A 15,980-nucleotide genomic window follows, 5' to 3' on the forward strand; every position below is an offset into this window, starting at 1 on the left:
CCCTTCAATGCCACGTAAGTCGAAACAGCACACTTCTACAACGTGTAGAAGTGTGCTATTTCACATATTTAGGCGATTGGGCCGGGAAGGACAGCGGACGGCCGGCTTAGATCCGACGCATCCGGACGTAGGCAACGCCTGCGGCGCAGGCCAGTGCCACAAGTCCGGCACCCCACCAGACCTGGGGCGACAATTCACCGACGGGCGAAACGCTCACAGCCGACCGCATCACCGGGGCGCTGGACACGCCGTAGCCCGGGCCGGAAAGGGGAACGACGCCGGCAGAGGTCAGGACGGCCATGTTAGCCGGACCGAACATGTTCGTGGTCTTCCATGCGGACGCCGGAGCAGCCGCAGCGGGCCCCGCGGCCTTGCTGCCTGATGGCCGGGCCGCCCCGGCCGGGGCAGGCACTCCAGCCGACGGACCGGGAGTGGTTGTCCCGGTTGCGGGAGCAACGGGTGCGGAAGATCCGGGGAGAACCGGCGGAGCCGCCGGAATGCCGGCGGGTGCCGATCCGGTGCCCGGGGCAGGTGCCGCAGGCGCCTGCGGCGGAACTGCAGCTCCGCCGGCGGGCGATGGTGCGGGAGTTCCCGACGGCGGAACGGTGCCTCCGGAGGGCGACGGCACTGACGGAGACGGGGTGGGTGACGTCGGCACGGGCGACGGCGCGGGCGTGACGGGGTCGGTCGTCGGAGTCGGCGACGGCGTGGGCTGGGTCCGCTGCCCCGGCGGTTTCGGCTTGCCGTTTCCCGGTGCGGACGGGCGGGTGGGATCCGGCTTGGGACCCAGGACCACGGATGCCCAGACATCCAGCGAAGGAACGCCCGCTTGCACGGACGTCGTGGCGGCGGCGTCGGCGCCGTCCGTAGTGTCCGGAGCCGGGACGAGGGAGACAGCGTTGGATGCAGGAACACCTGCGGAAAGGACTAGTACCGCTCCGAGCGCCGCTGCTGCAGTGCCGCGCCGAAGACCCCCATGGAAACCAGTCAGCGTTCGAGTTTCTTCGGACTTCTGAATGACCATAGTCATCGACCCTAGCCAGAAATACGTGCCATTAGAAACTTGCAAAGGAGCCCGGCACACGTTACTCGCGGGCTAGCGTAGAACGTCCGCAACCTGCCTTTTGGTGTCATCCACCACGGCGGCCAGGCCGTTGCCGGCCAGCCACCCGCCCACCATCACGAGGCTTCCTTCAGCGGCGCAGACCCTGCGGACCTGCGCCACCCGCTGGCGGTGGCCCACGGCGGCGAACGGCAGCACTCCGCCCCAGCTGACAACGTCCCAGTCGAGCACGTCATCGGCTGTGACAGGCACCGTCAGGAGGGAGGAGGCATCCCGTAAAGCAGCCTGAAAAAGCCCCTCGTCACCGGCCCCCGGCCCGGCACCGCCCGGCGGGCCGGCGGCGGCATCCTGCGCCTCGGGGCTGCCATCCTGCCGCGGCCCCTCTCCCCGGCCGTAGGACAGCCGGACGACATGGGTGCCGGGCCCCGACGCCGCCGCCAGCCAGTCCCATTTCGCGGTGGCGTGGGTCAGCGCTTTGGCCTGGATGCCGGGTGTCTGCGGAGCCACCAGGATGCCGGTTCCGCGCGGCCGGCGGTCCAGTTCCGGGAGGTCAACAACAAGGGTCACAAGCTTTACATCGGGACCGGCGTCGGGCCGGTGCTCCGTCAAGCCGGGTACGGCATCCTGCAGCAGCCCGACGGCGGAGGGGCCGTCAAGCGCCACTACCAGCAGGCCGGCGTCGTACATCCGTTCCCCCGCCGAAACCCGCCAGCCGTCCGCGGTCCTGGCCACAGCGTCCGCCCGCGTACCGGTGAGGAGTGTCACGCCGCGACGCCGCAGTTCGGCTACCAGCGCGGTGACCAGCGAGTGCATGCCGCCCCGCAGTCCGGCGACCGCGGATCCGGCTTTGGCACCCTGCGCTGCGGTTCCACGGCGCTGGGCGGCAACGGCGGCTGCCAGGGAGCCATGGGTCCGTATGCCGGCCCGGACTCCGGGCGCCACCATGTCAACGTCGAGCAGCGCCGGATCGGCTGAATGGACGCCGCCCACCACAGGTTCCACGAGGCGTTCCAGGACGCGGCGGCCCATCCGCTGCCGGACCAGGGCCGACACGCTGGTGATGGCCGCGCGGGTCCCCACCGAAGCCGGGAGGAACCTGTCCACGGAAGCGCGGAGGGAGCCTGCGAACCCCAGTGTCCGCCGGACTTCGGGGTCCCACGGGTTGGCCGGAATACCCAGGACACCGGTTTTGGGCAGTTCCCGGGCACCCTCGGGGAGCTGGACCCAGGCCCCGCCAGGATGGGGCGCAACAATTTTGCCGGCGATGCCGAGCTCCGCCGCGAGGTCCGCCACGGCACTCGAGCGGGTGGCGAAAGACTCCGCCCCGCTGTCCAGCGTCAGGCCTCCCACCACGTGGCTGCCTACGCAGCCGCCCCAGGCCTCGCCGGCTTCCAGGACGGTGACGTGCCGGCCTGCTTTGGCAAGCTCCAGGGCCGAGAGCAGACCCGAAATGCCGCCGCCCACCACCACGGCCGAGGTCACGGACGGTTCCGGCGTGGCTCCGCTCACCGGATTACTCCGGGGAAATGGAGTGAATGAGTTCGACGACGCGCGTCAGGACGTCCGGGTCGGTCTCCGGCGGCACGCCGTGGCCCAGGTTCAGGACGTGTCCGGGTGCGAAGGATCCCGCCTTGATAACTTCCCGGACGTGGGCCTCGAGGACTGCCCACGGGGCTGACAGCAGCGCGGGGTCGATATTGCCCTGCAGCGGCACAGTGCCGCCCAGCCGGCGGTTGGCTTCGTCCAGCGGAAGCCGGTAGTCGACCCCCACCACGTCGACGCCGACGTCGCGCATCGCCACCAGCAGTTCCGATGTACCGGTTCCAAAGTGGATCAGTGGCGCGCCGAGATGGCGGACGTGGTCCAGCGCGCGGGCGGAGGCCGGGGCCACGAAGCGTTTGTAATCGGCCAGTCCCAGCGAGCCCGCCCAGGAATCGAACAGCTGGCCCGCGGAAGCGCCGGCTTCCAGCTGGGCGCGCAGGAACATGCCGGACGCGTCGGCAGCCCAGTTGGCCAGCGCATTCCAGGTTTCAGGATCTGCGTGCATCATGGTGCGCGGGCCGAGGTGGTCGCGGGAAGGCTTGCCTTCCACCATGTACGCGGCGAGGGTGAACGGCGCGCCCGCAAAACCGATCAGCGGGGTCTTGCCCAGCTGGGCCACGGTGAGCCGGACGGCTTCCCGGATGGGCTCCAGCGCTTCCCAGGTCAGCTGCGGGAGTGCCGCGACGTCCTCGGCGGTGCGGACCGGCTTGTCCAGGACCGGACCGACGCCCGGAACGATGTCCACTCCCACGCCGGCGAGCTTCAGCGGAATGACGATGTCCGAAAAGAAGATGGCTGCGTCGACGTCGTGCCGTCGCACCGGCTGCAGCGTGATCTCCGAGGCCAGCTCGGGTCGCAGGCAGGAGTCCAGCATGGCCACGCCTTCGCGCACCTTCAGGTACTCGGGCAGGGAGCGTCCTGCCTGCCGCATGAACCAGACGGGACGGCGGGTCGGCTTGCCGCCGCGGTAGGCGGTGATGAGCGGCGAATCAGCCGTGCGGCCGTCCATCAGCGGGTGTCCTGCATCCAGGGTGGCATCGGAGAACGGGACGTCGGATACCGTGCCGTTGGACGTTGCAGCGCTTGAAGTCATGACTCCGATTGTCCCTAAAATCGATCGCAAAAGATAACGACAGGCTGTCATCCGCGGCCCGCCGCGGACCTCCGTGGCGGGAATCACAGCCCCTGGTGCCCTTTGCCACGGAGCTTTGTTGTTCTCCGCCGCGAGTCAAAAGCTATGATTGTGATGCTGTGGTTCTTTTTTCATTGGTGGCTACACACGCCGACATCGACCTCGAGACCGTTGCTCAACTGAGCACCGGTGCTTCCGAGCTGGCTACATCCGCACTCTCCGGGTCACCGGCCGTGAAGGGTGCGGTGGTGCTTGCCACCTGCAACCGCTTCGAAATCTATGGCGAAGCGCCCCACCCTGATGACGTGGAAGCGGCACGGGCCGCCCTTGTCGCCCAAATAAGTGAACGCACCGGGCTCAACGAGCAGCTGGTCTCCCGCTCATTCAATACCCGCACAGGCGGCGAGGTCAGCCAGCACCTTTTCGCCGTGAGCTCCGGCCTGGACTCGGCAGTGGTGGGCGAACGCGAAATCGCCGGACAGGTTCGCCGCGCTCTCATCAATGCCCAGCACGAAGGCACTGCCAGCTCCGGCCTCGTCCGCCTCTTCCAGGCCGCGTCCAAGACCGCCAAGGATGTCGGCGCCCAGACTGCGCTGGGATCACGGGGACTGTCCATCGTCTCGGTGGCCCTGGATCTGGCCACCGACCTTTCCGAGAACCCCGACTGGTCCGCCAAGAAGGCTGTGGTCTTCGGTACCGGCGCCTATGCCGGGGCCACCATGTCGTTGCTCCGTGAACGCGGCTGCACGGACATTTCCGTCTTTTCCTCCTCCGGACGCGCCGAAGGCTTCGTGGCAACGCGCGGAGGCAAGGCCCTCGACTCCGATACACTTCCCGCCGCAGTGGCCGCAGCGGATGTCATGATCGGCTGCAGCGGCTCTGACACCCGTGTGGAAGCGGAGGAGCTCGCCCGCGTGCGGGCCGGGTCCGCCCAGACGCTGATCGCCATCGATCTGGCACTTACCCATGATTTCGATCCGGCCGTTGGAGAGCTCGACGGCGTGGAGCTGCTGACGCTCGAATCCGTGCGGCTCGCTGCCCCCCAGGAGCAGGCCGAGTCGCTGGCGCAGGCCAGCGGCATTGTCACCGGCGCCGCCGCAGCTTTTGAACAGGAGCGCGAAGCCAGGTCCGTCGACTCGGCGATCGTCGCCCTGCGCCGCCACACCATGAATGTCCTTGACGCCGAAATGGAGAAGGTCCGGGCACGCCACGGCTGCACCGCCGCCGCCGAGGAAGTCGAGTTCGCACTGCGCCGGATGGTCAAGCAGTTGCTGCACGTTCCCACCGTCCGCGCCCGTGAGCTGGCCTCCAACGGACAGCAGGAGCAGTACATCGCGGCACTTGATGCGCTGTACGGCATCACCGTTGAGCAGCCGGCCGCGGCTCCGGCCGCCGAATGCCCCGTGGACCACGGCCGGGCAGGCCAGGCGCCGGCTGACGTCCGGCGGGAAACCGCCTAGCTTCCCTTACACTGCCGGGCAGGCAGGAACGCCGGCAGGCAGGAACTCAGCCGGAGGCGTTCACCCCGATCATCCGCGCCGAGAGCGCCCACAGTCGCGCGCTGCAACCGAGGGATCCACGGCGTGCGCATCCACTCCCCTGAACCGGGCTTCGGAGCTTCCCGTCCGGGTGGGCTCCGCAATGTCGAAATCCTCGCCGTCGGGCCCCGCTCCGGTGCGGCCATCCCGGCCGCCTCCAGCCCCTGACGTGCATGCTCCGCCCTCCGCGCCCCCACCAGGACACAGGCACCGGCGGAGATCGGGCGGTGGTCCGGCTGTTCAGTAAACCGGCTTGCCCGGCTCCACTTCGCGCACCCAGGCCAGGATGCCGCCATCGAGATGGCTGACCCGCTGGTAGCCCGCCTTTTGGGCCGCGGCCAGGACCGCTGCGGAACGGGTCCCGGCCTTGCAGTGGAAAACGATGTCCTTGTCCTGGGGCAGCTCCGCCCAGGCCTCCCCCGCCAGGATCCTCCCCTGCGGGATGAGGACGGACCCGTCAATCCTGACGATGTCGTGCTCACCCGGCTCCCGGACGTCCACGAGGTCAAAGTCCTTCAGCCCCGCTTTGCGCGAAGCCAGCATGGTGGCCAGCTGCGTGGCCGTAACAGTGTTCTCTTTGGCCGCGGCCGGCTCCGGTACTATTCCGCAGAACGCCTCGTAGTCAGTGAGTTCCGTGATGCGTTCGGCCGCCGGATCCCGTGCCACTTTGATCTCCCGCCAGCTGCCGCCGAGGGCGTCGAACAGCGCGACGCGGCCCAGCAGGGACCGCCCGACGCCGGTGATCAGTTTGACCGCTTCGGTCACCATGAGCGAGCCTACGGCGGCGCACAGCATCCCGAACACGCCGCCTTCGCCGCAGGACGGCACCGAGCCGGCCGGCGGTGCCTCAGGGTAGAGGTCGCGGTACGTCGGGCCGTGCTCTTCCCAGAACACGCTCACCTGGCCGTCGAAGCGGAAGATGGAGCCCCAGACATAGGGTTTGCCGAGAATGGCGGCGGCGTCGTTTACCAGGTAGCGCGTGGCGAAGTTGTCTGCGCCGTCCAGGATGAGGTCGTAGCCCGCGAACAGCTCCAGCGCGTTCGAGGCGTCGAGCCGCACGTTGTGGAGCCGGACGTCCACCAAGGGGTTCAGCGCGGCAATGGAGTCGCGTGCCGACTCGATCTTGGACCGGCCCACGTCCGCAACGCCGTGGATGACCTGGCGCTGCAGATTACTCAGGTCAACGGCGTCGTCGTCGACGATTCCCAAGGTTCCCACCCCTGCGGCGGCAAGGTAGAGGAGGGCCGGCGAGCCCAGGCCGCCGGCACCGATGACCAGGACCTTGGCGTTCTTGAGCCTGCGTTGGCCCAGCGCGCCGATCTCCGGAATGATGAGGTGGCGGGAGTAGCGCTCCACCTCTTCGGCGGTCAGGGCATCCGCCGGTTCCACGAGCGGATCCAGGGTTGCGGGGACAGCAGTTGCGGTGAACGTGGAAGCCATACTTCAATGTATGCCCGAAGATGCCGCAAGGTCATATTACCCGCGCGTAAAGTGTAGGTAACTGCAATGGAAAGAAGGCCAACAGTGGTTCATCATGCACCGGTTGATCGGACACAGGCCGGGAAGGCAGCCGCGGGACAAGCGCGGGCCGGCGGTGCGCGCTCGGCGCGGCTCCCGCGTGACGAACGACGCGCCCAGTTGCTGGCGGCCGCCCAGGAAGTCTTTGTGGCCAATGGATACCACGGCGCCGCCATGGACGAGATCGCTGAGACGGCCCATGTCAGCAAACCGGTGCTGTACCAGCACTTCCCTTCCAAACGCGAGCTCTACCTCGCCCTGCTGGACAGCCACCTCAGTGCCCTGACCGAGCTTATGATGGGCGCACTGAATTCCACCGATGACAACGATGAGCGCGTCCAGGCGGTCATGCGCGCCTACTATCACTTCATTGCCAGCGATGACCAGGCGCACCGCCTGGTGTTTGAATCGGACCTGATCAATGACGCCGACGTCAGTTCCAGGCTCGAAACATTCAACAAGACGTTTGCCGACGCCATTGCGCGGGTCATCGCCGAGGACACGAAGCTCCCCATGCTGGAGGCCCAGTTGCTGGGTCGCGGACTCGCCGGCATGGCGCAGGTCAGTGCGCGCTACTGGCTTGAAACCGACGGAAACCTGGACCTCGATGTGGCCAGCGACCTGATCTATCGTTTAGCTTGGCGCGGAATCTCGCGCTTTCCCAAGGAAACCTAGACTACAAATAGAGAACACCTTTAGAACTTTGATTGGCTGGGAGGCCTCGCTGTGGAAGTAAAGATCGGCATTCAGAACATTGGCCGCGAAATTGTGATGGAATCGGCTCAGGATGCTGACGCGGTAGCAAAGCTCGTCGAGGAATCCATTACCAAGGGCGCCGAACTGCGCCTGACTGACGAAAAGGGCCGTGTGATCATCATTCCCGCCAACGTCCTGGGTTACGTGGAGATCGGCGCCGAGGAAGCCCGCCGCGTCGGTTTCGGCCAACTCTAGGCCGCCGCTTCACCTGTCCGAAACGCCCTGCAGCAAGGAGTTCGCTGAATGCTTTCCCTGGTAATCGTGGCCCTCGTGACTGTGGCCGCAGGCTTTGTTGTCTGGGCCAACGACAGGCGGCATGCCAAGTACGGCATCGGCATGCCTGCAGGGGTGGCCACTGCGGTGGGGATGCTGAGCTGGATCATCTTCATGGCAGCAGGGCTTGGTTACCAGCCCGGCCTGACGTGGATTCCGTGGGTGCTGCCCATGGTCCTGGGCACCGGGGCGGCTCTCGCCGCCGCGGTGTACCTGGGCCGGAAGCGTGCCGTGCATGACACGAAAGAGCTCACCGCCGCGCTGCGGCTCTAACTACGTGAGGCGCCGGGCGGGGGGTATTTGCCGGGCTCCGCGGAGGCCGACACAGCGGCGGCTGCCCGGCTGACGGCCGCGGCTGCGGCGACGTCACGCCCTGTCACCCGTGTGCCGGCGTCGTGTGAGCTGAAGCGGATGAACACCCTGTTGTACCGCCAGTCCAGATCGGGATGGTGGTTTTGTTCCTCAGCCAGGCGCCCGACGGCGGCAATCAGCTCAAGCGCAGCGGCCGCCGTCGGCGCCTTGAAGACGGTCACCAGAGCACCCGGCTGGTAGAGCCAGTCGGAAAGTTCCGCGAGTGCGGCGTCAATCTGGGTTTGGGTAAGAATATCTTCCGTGCCGGTCATCACTGGCTCCTTGGATGGTCCGCCTACAGGAACTCCGCCCGGCCTTCCATGGCCGACGAGGCGAGGGCGTGCTCGCGGCGCGGAATCCGTCCTGCCGCCTTCGCCAGCCTACCGGCGATGACTGCGTGTTTGAAGGCCTCCCCCATCATCGCCGGGTTCTGCGCCCGGGTCACTGCTGTCGCCAGCAGTACCGCATCGCACCCCAGTTCCATGGCGAGCGCCGCGTCGGACGCCGTGCCGATGCCGGCATCCAGCACCACGGGAACGGATGCCCTCGAAACGATGAGCTCAATGTTGTGCGGGTTCAGGATGCCCAGGCCGGTGCCGATCGGGGACCCGAGGGGCATCACGGCGGTGGCCCCGAGGTTCTCCAGCCGAAGCGCCAGCACGGGGTCGTCATTCGTGTAGGCGAACACCTTGAACCCGCGGTTTACCAGCTGCTCGGTGGCGTCCACCAGCTCCACGGCGTCCGGCAGCAGGGTGTGTTCGTCGGCGATCACTTCAAGCTTCACCCAGTCAGTCTCCAGCGCCTCCCGCGCCAGTTCCGCCGTCATCACGGCGTCCCGTGCGGTGAAGCAACCGGCGGTGTTGGGCAGGACCCGGATGTTGTGGTCCACCAGGAGCTGGAAGAGCGAGCCTGTTTCGGCCGGCGAGTAGCGGCGCATGGCCACGGTGGTCAGTTCCGTTCCGGATGCGATCAGGGCGGCCCCCAGCCCATCGAGGCTGGGGGCACCGCCGGTACCCATGATCAACCGTGATCCCAGCGGCACGCCGTCCACGATGAAGGCGTCCGCCGCAGCCTGCTGCCCGGTCCCTGCCGTGCCGGCAACCGTTGTTCCTGCCATGATGCTCAACCTCCCTGTACCGCGGTAACAAGTTCGACGTCGTCGCCCTCGGCCAGTGCCGTGACGAACCATTGGCTGCGCGGCACCACCTCGGAATTCCGCGCTACCGCCACGCCCAACTTTTGGCCGTCGGCAGCCTGCCCGTTTGGCGCGAGGTTCCTGCCGGTGACCTGGCTGACGAGGGTGGTGACGGACGCGCCGTCGGCCACCGCGTGTGCCGTGCCGTTCAGTGTGATGTTCATGCTGTTTCCTTGTTCGGGTCAATTGTGACGGTGTGCGCGGGAGTTGCCGGTCCGGCCGAAACGCCGGAAAACCGGTCGGGCCGGAACGGGGTCCAGCGTGGATCGGCGTCGCCGTCCATCAGCTGCCTGCAGATGGACGCCGCGGCAGGAGTGAGCAGGACGCCATGCCGGAAAAAGCCGGTGGCAATGATCAGCCCCTCAATATCCATGCCGGTTCCTGCGGCCGCTACTCGGCCCAGCAGCGGCGCGTTGTCCGGCGTTCCCGGACGGGCCCTCGCCGTGGCTTCGAGCAGTTCCAATTCGGCGACGGCGGGGACCAGCACCTGCGCATCGCGGAGCAGCTGGTAGACGCCGCCGGCGGAAACGGCCGATCCTGCGGGTGTTACGGGCCCCGCAGGCGCCGTAACGGCGGTGCCGATGCCCGCTCCTGACAGCGAATCTTCACGCTGCGTGGCCCCAATAACCACGGTGCCGTCCTGCCGGGGCACGATGTAGACGGGAACTCCGTGGACCATTCCACGGACCGTGGATGTCACCAGGGGTTGCAGGTAGGCGGGGACGCGCAGGCGCAGGATGTCGCCGTACACCGGGCGCAGCGGCAGCTGAAGTCCGGGAGGCATTCCGCCCAGGGACGCGGATTCCAGTCCGTTGGCAATGATTGTTTCGCCAGCGTGCACGGTTCCTCCCCCGGCCAGGCTGACGCCGCTGACGCGCCCGTCCTCCCAGAGCAGGCCGGCGGCCCGGTCACACACGGCGGCCCCTGGCAGGAGCTCCGCGATCCGGGCGAGGAGTTTGCGGGGATCCACCTGATGGTCGGCCGGGATGTCGAAGGCGCAGGATATCCCGGGGCTCAGCAGCGGCTCCCGTGCCCGGGCTTCCCTGACCGTCAGCGGTTCCACCGTTAGGCCGCTGGCCTGCTGGACGGCGCGCAGGTCGGCGAGCGCCCGGCGGTCTGCGGCGTCGGCACCCACGGCGAGGGTCGCCGTCGTAAGGTAGCCGGTGTCCGGGCCGTCGCCGCCGTGTTCATGGGAGGCACGCCCGGTTTCCAGGCCGGCCGCGAAGGCCGGCCACAGTCCCGAGGAGTGGAGCATGAGCTCCAGGAGGTCTTCCTCCTGGTAGTGGAGTTCGCTGACCGGCGCCAGCATGCCTGCGGCGGCCCAGCTCGCGCCCGTTCCCGGTGCGTCGTCGATGATCACCACGGACCTGCCCGACTTCCGGGCTTCCCAGGCGATGCCGTGGCCGATTACTCCCCCGCCGATCACGGCGACGTCTGCGCTGATGTGCACGCCGTGCCCGTCGCGACTGCGCGCGGGTGGGCGGGTGGGCGGGGATTGCGGGGTCATTGTCATCCTTCCCTACGCCGGTACTAACCGGATCAGGTCAAGCGGTCGGCTCTGACGCCCTCTCAGCCCTGCAGCTTTGTGACAGCTGCGGCGGGCTCCCGCGGTACTCCCCCAGTTTAGGGGAACTAGGCTTGTGCCATGACCGAGCAAGCTCTCCTTACTGATGCCCGCCTGTACCTCTGCACTGATGCCCGCACGGATCGCGGCGATTTTGCCGACTTCGTTGATGCCGCCTACGCAGGCGGCGTGGACATCATCCAGCTCCGCGACAAGGGCCTGGAAGCGGCCGAGGAGCTCGAGCTGCTCGAAGTACTGGAAACCGCGGCCCGCCGCCATGGCCGGCTGTGGTCGGTCAACGACCGCGCGGACATCGCCTCGCTCTCCGGCGCCCCGGTGCTTCATGTAGGGCAGAAGGACCTCCCCCTGGCGTCCGCCCGGAAGTTCCTCGGCGGTGAAGCCGTGATCGGCCTGTCCACGCACAGCCACGGGCAGATCGATGCCGCCATCGCCGCATCCCGTGGTGCGGGAGGCCTGGATTATTTCTGCGTCGGGCCGGTGTGGGCCACTCCCACGAAGCCGGGCCGTGCCGCCGTCGGCCTCGAGCTGGTCCGCTATGCGGCGGAAGCCGCCGGCAAAACGACTGCCAAAACAACTGGCGGCGTTGCGGGGCCAACGGTTGACGGGCCGCGCCTGCCGTGGTTCGCCATCGGCGGCATCGACCTGGGCAACGTAGAACAGGTGGCGGCTGCAGGAGCGGAGCGGATCGTGGTGGTCCGCGCCATCACCGAGGCCGACGACCCCGCCGCGGCCGCGAGGTCGCTGCTGGCGGCACTCGACGCCGGCGCATCCTGACTATCCGGTCAGGCCGAGCTGCGTCATCCGCTTGGAGTGCTTCTCCGCCAGACCGGCGATCAGCCCGCTGACCAGCTCTTTCGCGGCGGCACTGTCCTCGCCGCCGATCAGGCTTCCCAGGAACGCATGCTCGTAGCTGACGCGTCGCGCCTGGGTCAGTGCTTCGCCCAGCAGCCGCCTGCCCCATAGGGCAAGCCTCGACGCGAGCCTCGGATCATCGGCGAGCGCGCTCCTCAGCCGTTCGCGGAGAACTTCCGTTGTCTCGTCGGAGGCCTGGATCTGTTCGATGACGTCCCGCGTTCCGGCATCAACATAGCGGGAGATAGCCCGGTAGAAGTCTGCAGAAACCGTATCGATCACGTAGGCCTTCATCAGTGATTCGTACCAGTCGGCCGGGCGCGTCCGTGAATGGAAATAGTCCACGGCCGCCTGGAACGGCAGCATGGCATCCTCGGCGTCGATCCCCATGGCCTCAAGCCGGGCGCTCACCAGCTCGTAGTGCCGGAACTCCACCACGGCAATCCTGCCGAGCACGGCCCGGTCGTGAAGGGTCGGCGAATACCGCGCGTCAGAGGAGAACCTCTCGAAAGCTGACAGCTCGCCGTAGGCCATCATTCCGAACAAGTCTGCGACGAAACGGTTGTAGCGAGCGGTGTCAGCCGGGGATGAGCTCATCGTCCAAGACTAATGGCGCAAATGGAGCTAACCTGACTTTCGTGTCACATCATCACCTGACTCCAAATGTCCACGAACAGACCAACCGGCTGGCCGAAGCGCTGAACGCGCTGCGCACGGAGTTGGAGCTGCCCGGGCCCTTCCCTGACGATGTCCTGCGGGATGCGCTGGCGGCCATCGCGGAACATAAGATGCCTGACCTGGACCTCACCGATGTGGGCTTTGTGACCATCGATCCGCCGTCTTCCACTGACCTGGACCAAGCCCTCTTCATCGAGCGGTCAGGCGACGGGTACAAGGTTTTCTATGCCATCGCCGACGTGCCGTCCTTTGTGGCACCGGGCGGTGCGCTCGACGCCGAGACGCGCCGACGGGGGCAGACGTTCTACGCCCCGGACGGTCGGATTCCGTTGCACCCGGAGGTCATCAGCGAACAGGCCGGCAGCCTGCTTGCCGGCCAGTTGTGCGCCGCCTTCGTGTGGGAGTTCGACCTGGATGCGGCGGCCCAAGTGGTATCGGTGCTGGTGCGCCGGGCCAGGATCCGGAGCCGGGCGAAGCTCACCTATAAGGGAGTCCAGGCCGAGCTGGATTCCGGCAGTGCCGCCCCCGTCCTCCTGCTCCTGAGGGAGGTGGGGATCAAGCGCGTGGAACTTGAGCGGCTCCGCGGCGGCGCCAGCCTCAACATGCCGGAACAGGAAATCGAACAGCTGCCCGACGGCGGCTACCGCATCGTGGCGGCTCCGCCCCTCCCCGTGGAGGACTGGAATGCGCAGATCTCCCTCATGACCGGCATGGCTGCGGCTGACCTTATGCTCGAAGGCAAGGTCGGGATCCTGCGTACCATGCCCGCCCCCGACGAACGGTCGCTCCTTCATTTCAAGCGGCAGACAAACGCGCTCGGAAAGCCGTGGGACGGTGAGGCGAGCTACGGCGAGTACCTGCGCTCCCTTGACCCCACCGACCCCCGCCAGCTGGCCATCCTGCACTCCGCCGGGATGCTGTTCCGGGGCGCCGGTTACACGCCCTTTGACGGCACAGTGCCGGAGGACGCCATCCAGTCGGCCATCGGGGCCGCCTATGCACACACCACGGCACCGCTGCGCCGCCTGATCGACCGCTTCGTCCTGGTGATCTGTGAGGCGCTGAGCAACCGGACCGCGGTTCCCGACTGGGCCCGCGAGGCACTGCCCTCGCTGCCGGAAATCATGGGCGCCTCGGACCAGCTGGCGGCCAGGATGGAACGGCTGGCCCTGGATACGGTGGAAGCCGCCCTGCTCGTCAACCACATCGGGCAGGAGTTTGACGCCGTAGTCATCTCCGGGTCGAAACCGGGCAAGCCCAACGGGAACGGCGGGAACGGGAACGGCAACGGACCGTCCGGCATCATCCAGATCGCAGACCCGGCGGTGACGGCCCGGTGCCCCGGCGAACTCGAATCCGGCACCACGGTCCGGGTCAGGCTGATCTCGTCAGACATCCGCACGCGGGTGATCCGGCTTGAGCTGGTGGAGTGATTGCCGGCAGATTGCGGACCGCGTCCGGGGCGTCAGTCGGGGATGGTTGCGGGCAACAGCTAGACTGAGGGGGTAGTAATGGATGCCCGGTCGTTGATTTCCATGATTTTTGAATTCAACAAGCCCGCCCCTACGCGATCTTGAGATACACCCGCTGGTCCCCAGTGCCAGCATTTAGATAGCCCGCGATCGGCTTCCACTGGATTTGCTTGCGCGCCCGAGCGTGCTCCGGAACGGCCTCGCGGCCGGCCCCGTTGAGCAAGCAGCGCCAATGCCCAAATGAATAAGGAAACTCCCCTGTGAGTGAATTGCATACGCACCAACTTCTGACCGACGAAACCGGCACTGAAACGATCGAGCCGGAAGAGACCATCATCTCGGACGAAAAGCCGCACGAGATCGAGGAGAAATCGTTCGCGGACTACAACGTCCGCGCCGACATCGTCGAGTCCCTGGCCGACGCCGGAATCACCCACCCCTTCCCCATCCAGGCTATGACGCTGCCTGTGGCCCTCGCCGGCCACGACATCATCGGCCAGGCCAAGACGGGCACCGGCAAGACCCTGGGCTTCGGCATCCCCGCGCTGCAACGCGTGGTGGGACGCGACGACCCCGGCTTCGACAAGCTGGCAGTCCCGGGCGCTCCGCAGGCGCTGGTGATCGTGCCCACCCGCGAGCTCGCCGTCCAGGTTGCCAAGGACCTGGAAAACGCCGCCCGGAAGCGCAACGCCCGCATTGCCACCATTTACGGCGGCCGCGCCTATGAGCCGCAGGTGGATTCCCTGCAGAAGGGCGTCGAGATCGTTGTCGGCACCCCCGGCCGCCTGATCGACCTGTACAAGCAGAAGCACCTGAGCTTGAAGAACGTCAAGATCGTCATCCTCGACGAGGCCGACGAAATGTTGGACCTCGGCTTCCTGCCGGACGTCGAGACACTGATTGCAGGGACCCCCGCCGTCCGCCAGACCCTGCTGTTCTCGGCAACCATGCCCGGCCCGGTCATCGCCATGGCCCGCCGCTACATGACCCAGCCCACGCACATCCGGGCGGCTGATCCGGACGACGAGGGCCTGACCAAGCGCGACATCCGCCAGCTGATCTACCGCGCCCACAGCATGGACAAGATCGAAGTGGTGGCCCGCATCCTGCAGGCACGCGGCCGTGGCCGCACCATCATCTTCACCAAGACCAAGCGCACCGCCGCCAAGGTGGCCGAAGAACTGGTGGACCGCGGGTTCGCTGCGGCCGCCATTCACGGCGACCTTGGCCAGGGTGCCCGGGAGCAGGCCCTCCGGGCCTTCCGCAACAACAAGGTTGACGTCCTGGTGGCCACCGACGTCGCCGCCCGCGGCATCGACGTCGACGACGTCACGCACGTGATCAACTACCAGTGCGTCGAAGACGAAAAGATCTACCTGCACCGCGTGGGCCGCACCGGCCGCGCCGGCAACAAGGGTACCGCCGTGACCTTCGTCGACTGGGACGACATGCCCCGCTGGGGCCTGATCAACAAGGCGCTGGGGCTCAGCGTGCCGGAACCGGTGGAGACCTATTCCTCGTCCCCGCACCTCTACGAAGAGCTGGACATTCCGGAAGGCACCAAGGGCCGCCTGCCCCGCGACAAGCGCGTACTCGCCGGCGTCGACGCCGAGGTCCTGGAGGACCTGGGCGAGACCGGCAAGAAGACCGGGCGCGGCAGCGCACGGGACGGCGGCCGCGACACCGCCCGCGGCGGAAGCACCGGCGGTGGACGCGACAGCGGCCGCTCCGGCGGACGCGATTCCCGCCGCAGCGAGGCCGGGAGCAGCAGGGACAGCTCCGGACGCGAGGGCGCACGTTCAGGTGAGCGCCGCCGTCGTTCTTCCGACAACACTGCGGCAGCCGTTCCGGCGGCCGACGCAGCCCCCGTGGCAGCAGCGCCCGCTTCAGCGCCGGCGGAGGTCGACCGGGCAACCCGCGCCCGCCGCCGCACCCGCACGCGCCGCCGCAACGGCGAAGTGGTGGGCGGCGGAAACGCAGCCCAGGACGGCGCACAACACGGCAACACTGAGGCCTAAACCCCTC

Annotated in this window: 17 protein-coding genes and 1 riboswitch; of the genes, 8 read left to right on the forward strand and 9 right to left on the reverse strand. The window is 67.4% G+C overall.

Features of this window, described 5'->3' with window-relative positions:
* Positions 1-106 precede the first annotated feature (106 nt).
* The 3 genes from JOE41_RS03855 to hemE all read right to left on the reverse strand — a co-directional run bounded on the left by JOE41_RS03855 (position 107) and on the right by hemE (position 3,698).
* On the reverse strand, positions 107-1,024 hold the full coding sequence (locus JOE41_RS03855) for a hypothetical protein (RefSeq protein WP_198011512.1): 918 nt from the start codon (positions 1,022-1,024) through the stop codon (positions 107-109).
* Between the two features lie 72 nt (positions 1,025-1,096).
* The gene (locus tag JOE41_RS03860) at positions 1,097-2,572 is read right to left on the reverse strand and encodes an FAD-dependent oxidoreductase (RefSeq protein WP_209750988.1); all 1,476 of its coding nucleotides are present in this window, start codon (positions 2,570-2,572) and stop codon (positions 1,097-1,099) included.
* A gap of 4 nt (positions 2,573-2,576) precedes the next feature.
* Positions 2,577-3,698 (reverse strand): uroporphyrinogen decarboxylase, encoded by a 1,122-nt coding sequence (gene hemE / locus JOE41_RS03865; protein ID WP_011692612.1) that lies wholly within the window; start codon positions 3,696-3,698, stop codon positions 2,577-2,579.
* A gap of 158 nt (positions 3,699-3,856) precedes the next feature.
* Here hemE and JOE41_RS03870 point away from each other — a divergent pair, with 158 nt between their 5' ends.
* Together JOE41_RS03870 and JOE41_RS21095 are read left to right on the forward strand one after the other, a co-directional pair.
* Positions 3,857-5,197 (forward strand): glutamyl-tRNA reductase, encoded by a 1,341-nt coding sequence (locus JOE41_RS03870; RefSeq protein WP_043429913.1) that lies wholly within the window; start codon positions 3,857-3,859, stop codon positions 5,195-5,197.
* 123 nt (positions 5,198-5,320) lie between these two features.
* A complete protein-coding gene (locus tag JOE41_RS21095) occupies positions 5,321-5,443 on the forward strand; it encodes a hypothetical protein (protein ID WP_280873375.1) in 123 nt (40 codons plus the stop codon).
* Positions 5,444-5,515: 72 nt separating this feature from the next.
* On the opposite strand, the gene moeB is transcribed toward JOE41_RS21095, so the two are convergent.
* Positions 5,516-6,715, reverse strand: coding sequence for a molybdopterin-synthase adenylyltransferase MoeB (gene moeB, locus JOE41_RS03875; protein ID WP_209750990.1), 1,200 nt, complete (start codon positions 6,713-6,715; stop codon positions 5,516-5,518).
* A gap of 66 nt (positions 6,716-6,781) precedes the next feature.
* On the opposite strand from moeB, the gene JOE41_RS03880 reads away from it, so the two are divergent.
* Genes JOE41_RS03880 through JOE41_RS03890 form a run of 3 tightly spaced genes read left to right on the forward strand, consistent with a single transcriptional unit; the run spans position 6,782 to position 8,095 of the window.
* Positions 6,782-7,468, forward strand: coding sequence for a TetR/AcrR family transcriptional regulator (locus JOE41_RS03880; protein WP_011692615.1), 687 nt, complete (start codon positions 6,782-6,784; stop codon positions 7,466-7,468).
* A gap of 51 nt (positions 7,469-7,519) precedes the next feature.
* Complete coding sequence (locus JOE41_RS03885) at positions 7,520-7,744, forward strand: DUF3107 domain-containing protein (RefSeq protein ID WP_011692616.1); 225 nt, start codon at positions 7,520-7,522, stop codon at positions 7,742-7,744.
* A gap of 48 nt (positions 7,745-7,792) precedes the next feature.
* Positions 7,793-8,095, forward strand: a complete 303-nt coding sequence (locus tag JOE41_RS03890) for a hypothetical protein (protein WP_209750993.1) — start codon at positions 7,793-7,795, stop codon at positions 8,093-8,095.
* Here the strand turns inward: JOE41_RS03890 and JOE41_RS03895 are convergent.
* The 4 genes from JOE41_RS03895 to JOE41_RS03910 all read right to left on the reverse strand — a co-directional run bounded on the left by JOE41_RS03895 (position 8,092) and on the right by JOE41_RS03910 (position 10,881).
* Positions 8,092-8,445: a 4a-hydroxytetrahydrobiopterin dehydratase gene (locus JOE41_RS03895; protein ID WP_209750995.1), complete on the reverse strand. Its 354-nt coding sequence runs from the start codon at positions 8,443-8,445 to the stop codon at positions 8,092-8,094. The two genes, JOE41_RS03890 and JOE41_RS03895, sit on opposite strands and share 4 nt — an antisense overlap.
* 23 nt (positions 8,446-8,468) lie before the next feature.
* On the reverse strand, positions 8,469-9,290 hold the full coding sequence (locus tag JOE41_RS03900) for a thiazole synthase (protein ID WP_011692619.1): 822 nt from the start codon (positions 9,288-9,290) through the stop codon (positions 8,469-8,471).
* 5 nt (positions 9,291-9,295) lie between these two features.
* Positions 9,296-9,532, reverse strand: a complete 237-nt coding sequence (thiS, locus tag JOE41_RS03905; RefSeq protein ID WP_011692620.1) for a sulfur carrier protein ThiS — start codon at positions 9,530-9,532, stop codon at positions 9,296-9,298.
* Positions 9,529-10,881, reverse strand: a complete 1,353-nt coding sequence (locus JOE41_RS03910; RefSeq protein WP_245200617.1) for an FAD-dependent oxidoreductase — start codon at positions 10,879-10,881, stop codon at positions 9,529-9,531. Before JOE41_RS03910 ends, thiS begins: the two co-directional genes overlap by 4 nt.
* A riboswitch (TPP riboswitch) is annotated at positions 10,868-10,987 on the reverse strand. Its footprint overlaps the gene before it by 14 nt.
* 26 nt (positions 10,988-11,013) lie before the next feature.
* Between JOE41_RS03910 and thiE the strand changes: the two genes are divergently transcribed.
* Positions 11,014-11,727 (forward strand): thiamine phosphate synthase, encoded by a 714-nt coding sequence (gene thiE, locus JOE41_RS03915; RefSeq protein ID WP_209750997.1) that lies wholly within the window; start codon positions 11,014-11,016, stop codon positions 11,725-11,727.
* Here thiE and JOE41_RS03920 read toward each other — a convergent pair whose 3' ends face one another.
* Complete coding sequence (locus tag JOE41_RS03920; protein ID WP_209751000.1) at positions 11,728-12,402, reverse strand: ferritin-like domain-containing protein; 675 nt, start codon at positions 12,400-12,402, stop codon at positions 11,728-11,730.
* A gap of 41 nt (positions 12,403-12,443) precedes the next feature.
* Here JOE41_RS03920 and JOE41_RS03925 point away from each other — a divergent pair, with 41 nt between their 5' ends.
* On the forward strand, positions 12,444-13,916 hold the full coding sequence (locus tag JOE41_RS03925; protein WP_011692624.1) for an RNB domain-containing ribonuclease: 1,473 nt from the start codon (positions 12,444-12,446) through the stop codon (positions 13,914-13,916).
* Positions 13,917-14,215: 299 nt separating this feature from the next.
* The gene (locus JOE41_RS03930) at positions 14,216-15,973 is read left to right on the forward strand and encodes a DEAD/DEAH box helicase (RefSeq protein ID WP_011692625.1); all 1,758 of its coding nucleotides are present in this window, start codon (positions 14,216-14,218) and stop codon (positions 15,971-15,973) included.
* Positions 15,974-15,980 lie beyond the last annotated feature (7 nt).

This window comes from Arthrobacter sp. PvP103 (assembly GCF_017833075.1).
In the GTDB taxonomy this organism is placed as follows: domain Bacteria; phylum Actinomycetota; class Actinomycetes; order Actinomycetales; family Micrococcaceae; genus Arthrobacter.